Source organism: Thalassolituus sp. UBA6592 (genome assembly GCF_002433655.1).
GTDB lineage: Bacteria > Pseudomonadota > Gammaproteobacteria > Pseudomonadales > Oceanobacteraceae > Venatoribacter.
On record NZ_DJIO01000034.1, the window covers coordinates 1 to 5,293 of the forward strand.

6 protein-coding genes are annotated in these 5,293 nt (G+C 53.4%); 3 read left to right on the top strand and 3 right to left on the bottom strand.

The features are described 5' to 3' along the window. On the bottom strand, window positions 1-1,368 hold a 1,368-nt coding region (gene sufB, locus B2Z72_RS03075), incomplete at its 3' end, for a Fe-S cluster assembly protein SufB (protein ID WP_297004130.1). A 531-nt stretch (window positions 1,369-1,899) separates the two neighbouring features. On the opposite strand from sufB, the gene B2Z72_RS03080 reads away from it, so the two are divergent. The 3 genes from B2Z72_RS03080 to tcdA all read left to right on the top strand — a co-directional run bounded on the left by B2Z72_RS03080 (window position 1,900) and on the right by tcdA (window position 4,329). Beyond that, entirely contained in the window at window positions 1,900-2,370 is a 471-nt protein-coding gene (locus B2Z72_RS03080) for an SUF system Fe-S cluster assembly regulator (protein WP_296982073.1), read from the top strand. 383 nt (window positions 2,371-2,753) lie between these two features. Then, a complete protein-coding gene (locus B2Z72_RS03085) occupies window positions 2,754-3,386 on the top strand; it encodes a hypothetical protein (RefSeq protein ID WP_296982074.1) in 633 nt (210 codons plus the stop codon). Between the two features lie 148 nt (window positions 3,387-3,534). Then, a complete protein-coding gene (gene tcdA, locus B2Z72_RS03090; RefSeq protein ID WP_296982076.1) occupies window positions 3,535-4,329 on the top strand; it encodes a tRNA cyclic N6-threonylcarbamoyladenosine(37) synthase TcdA in 795 nt (264 codons plus the stop codon). Window positions 4,330-4,343: 14 nt separating this feature from the next. Here the strand turns inward: tcdA and B2Z72_RS03095 are convergent, their stop codons facing one another. Both B2Z72_RS03095 and B2Z72_RS03100 read right to left on the bottom strand, forming a co-directional pair. Beyond that, window positions 4,344-4,727, bottom strand: coding sequence for a DUF4870 family protein (locus B2Z72_RS03095; protein WP_296982078.1), 384 nt, complete (start codon window positions 4,725-4,727; stop codon window positions 4,344-4,346). A gap of 56 nt (window positions 4,728-4,783) precedes the next feature. Beyond that, window positions 4,784-5,293, bottom strand: a 510-nt coding sequence (locus B2Z72_RS03100; RefSeq protein ID WP_297004133.1) for a cation diffusion facilitator family transporter, incomplete at its 5' end; no start/stop codon positions are given.

Here is a 5,293-nt window from a genome sequence, read left to right on the forward strand (position 1 = left end):
AAAGACTTCCTTACAGAAGCCATTAACGATCATGGATACCGCTTTTTCTGTATCGATACCGCGCTGGCGGCAGAGGAACAGCTGGTCGTCGCTGACGGTGGATGTGGTGGCTTCGTGTTCAACCACGGCGGACGGGTGTTTGCTTTCAATATACGGGAAGGTATGCGCACCACACTGATCACCGATTAACAGCGAATCACACTGGGTGTAGTTACGGGCGCCTTCGGCGTTCGGGTTCATACGCACCAGACCACGGTAGGCGTTCTGACTTTTACCGGCAGAAATACCCTTGGAAATAATGGTGGAGCGGGTGTTTTTACCCAGATGAATCATCTTGGTGCCGGTATCGGCCTGCTGATAATTATTGGTCAGGGCAACAGAGTAAAATTCGCCAACTGCGTTATCGCCTTTGAGGATGCAGCTTGGGTATTTCCAGGTAACGGCAGAGCCGGTTTCTACCTGAGTCCAGCTGACCTTGGCATTGGTATGCGCAACCGCACGTTTGGTTACGAAGTTATAAATACCGCCTTTACCCTGTTCATCGCCGGGATACCAGTTCTGCACGGTGCTGTATTTAATTTCGGCGTTATCCAGTGCAACCAGTTCGACCACTGCTGCGTGCAGCTGATTTTCATCACGCATTGGTGCCGTACAGCCTTCCAGATAGGAAACGTAAGAGCCTTCGTCAGCAACGATGAGAGTACGTTCAAACTGACCGGTCTTGGCTTCATTGATACGGAAATAGGTGGACAGCTCCATCGGGCAGCGCACGCCTTTCGGGATGTACACGAATGAACCGTCAGAGAACACAGCACAATTCAGTGCGGCGTAGAAATTGTCGCGCTGCGGAACCACACTGCCGAGATATTTTTTCACCAGTTCCGGATGTTCGTGAACGGCTTCGGAAATCGGCATAAAGATGACGCCGGCTTCAGCCAGTTTTTCGCGGAAGGTGGTGGCAACCGATACTGAGTCGAATACGGCATCAACGGCGACACCGGCCAGAGCCATCTGCTCATGCAGTGGAATACCCAGTTTTTCATAGGTGGCCAGCAGTTCAGGATCGACTTCGTCCAGACTCTTTGGTTTGTCCGCCATGCTTTTCGGCGCAGAGTAATAAGACAGCGCCTGAAAATCCGGTTTTGGATAAGTTACATGGGCCCAGTCCGGCTCCGTCATTTCCTGCCACGCACGGAAGGCTTTCAGACGCCATTCGGTCAGCCACTCAGGCTCGCCTTTCTTGGCCGAAATAAAGCGCACGACGTCTTCATCAAGGCCAGCTGCAAGAGTGTCAGATTCGATGTCGGTAAAAAAACCGGCTTTGTATTCTTTGCCAATTCTGGCTTCGATCTCGGCGTTATCGCTCATTGTGATTCTCTCATATATGACGCCCGGCGCTGGTTGCGGTGCGCTGGGTCGTTGTGCTGCATGCCCGGGACTTTCTCAGAGACGATCCGGGACGTTGCGGTCAACCGGGGATCAACCGGAGTGCGCTGTCGCAGGTTGGCTGCCGGTCTGATGAGGGGACTGGCGAAGCCTGAACTGCTGCGCATCTGAAGTTGATGCCAGAGTAAAATACTCAGGTATATTAATCAATACTAACTTGGTATGCTTTAATGAATGCATTCTATCAAAGTGATTGAAATCTGACCAATTGAGAGCCGTTCTCATTAGTGGCCTGAATTCTGACCGGATCGCCAATACGTGCCCCCATTATCCGGGACATTTTATCTGGCTTTTTAGCGGGCATGACATGCTCCGGAGCTGGCGGCCGGCTGATCAGAAACACAGATAGTATATGCGCACACAGGTTTTAACTTAACCCGGACCGACGTCCTTTCGCCCGAACGTACCGTTCGCGCAGCGTCACTCTGGGTGGTCTTTCCAGGAGCCGGCAACATGCTGAAAATTGGCAAGCTGACAGATTATGGTGTGGTGGTTCTTAATGAACTGGCCAAAGCCGGTGGCGTCAAGCTGTCGACGGAGGATATCGCCTGTCAGACCGGTCTGACGCTGCCGACGGTGCGCAAAGTAATGAAAGCACTGGTGGATTCCGGGCTGGTCATCGCTCAGCGTGGTGCCAAGGGTGGCTATCGTATTGCCCGCGCGCCGGGGCAGATCCGTATTCTGGATATCGTGCAGGCCTTTGAGGGCCCTGTAGCCGTCACCGAGTGTGCAACCGATGATGCCTCCTGCGATATCACCGACAGCTGTTCTCTGGCGAGTAACTGGGGCGGGATCAACCAATTGATTACCCAGGTGCTGTCGCGCGTGACGCTGGCGGATATCCGCGAGCCTGAGCGTCAGTTGAAGCTGGTGAAAGAAACCCTGCCCATGACCAGCATGATCGATCTGGTGAATCTGTCCTGATTCTCTGTGGTACGGTTTGCTGAATCCTGATCCTGGCCGGATATCTGAGCACTGCCTGGTATTCGTCGCCTTAAATCCCTGTCTCGTTTTTGCCTTTCTTTCTGCTTATCTCGTCCAGCGCTTTCTCCTCAACAACGGCTGAATCATCTGCCGAAAAGTCAGCGTCAGTTGACGCCATCCGGCCTGTCTGGGCGATTTTTGAACAGTCAGGGTGACAAATTTTGTCAACTGGTTATCAGAATCGTCAGATGGCTGTCCGTTTCACTTGTTGATGCGGATCACTCGGGCCACTATGTCAGTGTAGTAGTTTATTGAGTATCACCTCAGTTGTGTCACCGGCGCATTTGCCGTTGAAAGAGGGATCTCGGATACGGGAGTTCGTTATGCGTTATTTAGTCGGCATACTGTTTATGGCTGTGGTGGGATTAGCACAGGCAACACAACTCCAGGGAGTGGGTTCTTTTCAGATTCTTAACGAGCCGGTGTTTGTTGTCGGTTTGTTCGCACAGGATAATCGTTTTGCTGCGGGTCAAAAGCAGCAAAACGAGGCTGCGGTTGCAGAAAAGCTCGAATTTAAAGTGGTCGATGACAAAATCAGCATCCGCCGCTATCGCCAGTTGTGGCAGGACGTATTTGCTGTCGCTCAGGGGCGTGATGTCTGGGATGCTCATTCCGCTGATCTGCAGACTTTTTTCCAGGTGATCAAAGGTCCGCTGGTTAATAACGATCAGATCGTACTGGAGCGCAAAGACTCCGCCACCATTGTAAGTGTTAACTATCGCCAGCACGCTGTACTTTCTGCCGAATTCCTTGACCTGATGGTCAGCACCCTGACTGCCCGCATTGCGCCGGTACCGGAACTGCGTGCTGGTCTGCTGGGTGAACTTCCTGCGGATGAAAGCAATGATCTGCTGCGTCAGTTCGACCGCAGTGAGCCAACACTGGGCCGCATCAGCCAGACTGCGCGCTGGTTGCGGATTAAAGAGGATGACGAACCGCAGGTTTCGCAGCTGTAATTGTCTGAACTGAGTGCCTGACTGAAGCGTCTTACTGCACACCCTGACTTCGGGGGAGGGCTGAATCCGGTTCTGCAGCGCCTTCCGCCTCTGATACAATACGCACCGCCTTCTGGCGGTGTTTTTGTTTTTCAGGAAATCTATCGACGTGACTCCCGCTTATCTTGATCGTTTTGGTGGTATTGGCAGACTTTATGGCCGTGAGGGCCTGCAGCGTCTGCACGACGCTCATGTCTGCGTGGTCGGCATTGGTGGTGTCGGTTCCTGGGCGGCAGAAGCACTGGCGCGTTCCGGTATTGGCGCGATCACCCTGATCGATATGGACGATATCTGCGTCACCAATACCAACCGGCAGATTCACGCCCTGAACAGCACCGTAGGCCAATTAAAAACCGATGCGGTCGCGGAGCGTTTACGCGGAATTAATCCGGACTGTCAGGTCGATGCGGTCATGGCTTTCGTGACAGAGAAGAACATGAGTGAGCTGATTCACAGCGGTTTTGACTATGTCATCGACTGCATCGACAGCGTGAAGAGCAAAGCGGCACTGATCGCTCACTGTAAACGCCAGAAAATCCGTATCGTGACGACGGGTGCCGCCGGCGGTCAGATTGATCCGACGCAGATTCAGATCGGTGATCTGAACAAAACCTTCAACGATCCGCTGGCGCGCAAGGTGCGTTCGTTGTTACGCCGGGAATACAATTTCTCCCGTAATCCGTCACGCAATTATTCCATTCCCTGTGTCTTTTCATCCGAGCAGCTGGTCTATCCGCAAGCGGATGGCACTGTGTGTCAGGCCAAACCAACGGAAGGCGAAAGTACGCGGCTGGATTGCGCGTCAGGATTTGGCTCGGCGACTATGGTCACCGGCACCTTCGGCTTTGTTGCCGCCTCACGGGTGGTGAAACGTCTGGCGGAAGGCGCTGGCAAAAAGAGCTGAGCCAGGCGCAGGCGTTAAGGGTAGGGCTTATCTGAGGTCAGTAACGCCAGACCTTTAATAATGCGGAATACCGACCAGACGAAAACCCCGAGCAGAATAAAATAGCCGACGATGACCGGTGCCAGCGCCACGCCGATGACGCTCAGTCCCATTCCCCACCAGAACACGCTGATGATGTTGTCGAAGTGGCCGAGTAACGGGTGACCGTTGAAATCGGATCGCTTAACAATGATCCAGATACCGCCGATCAGCCAAAAAATACCGGTGAAATAACCGGCAATCAGGCACAGATAGGCGACCAGCGCTGTTGTTTTCGCCGGATCAGAGTCACCGGAATTTCCCTGGCGCCAGTCGTTTCTCTGAGCATCGTCCTGTTGATGTTCCGGCGGTAAGGCCATGCGATTACCTCTGTCAGTATCCGTTGCTGTTTTGGGGTGTTGGTCTGGTTGCTGGTTCAGTTAATGCTGTCATCACCACTGCCGTTGAATGCACAGCGACTGTCATCGCATTCAATGGTTTCCACCGTGACATGGGCCAGCTGCGGGAACGCACTCAGCTGTTGTCGGTAGTCGAGACTGGATTTGCCCTGATGGGAAATCACAGTAACCATCGCCGCATAGTGCTGACTGCTGACTTTCCAGATATGAAGGTCGCTGATGCTTGAGCTTCCGTCGCTCTCTATGAGCTGTTCGACGCGCTGTTTCACTCCGGCATCTATGCTGGCGTCGAGTAATACCGGTGCGGTCTGCAGCACCAGTCCCCAACCCCAGCGGGTAATAATCACCGCGCCAACAATACCCATTAACGGGTCCAGCCAATTCAGTCCGGCGTATTTACCTGCCAGCAGGGCGGCAATGGCTAACACCGAGGTCAGTGCGTCAGCCAGGACGTGCATATAAGCCGCGCGCAGGTTTACATCGTGATGGTCATGATGATGATCATCGTGGTCGTGGTCGTGGTCGTG

Bases quoted from the DNA above. Each gene is read 5' to 3' on its own strand.
- B2Z72_RS03085 (WP_296982074.1), top strand. From the start codon at position 2,754: ATGCGTTATTTAGTCGGCATACTGTTTATGGCTGTGGTGGGATTAGCA.
- B2Z72_RS03080 (WP_296982073.1), top strand. From the start codon at position 1,900: ATGCTGAAAATTGGCAAGCTGACAGATTATGGTGTGGTGGTTCTTAAT.
- B2Z72_RS03095 (WP_296982078.1), bottom strand. From the start codon at position 4,727: ATGGCCTTACCGCCGGAACATCAACAGGACGATGCTCAGAGAAACGAC.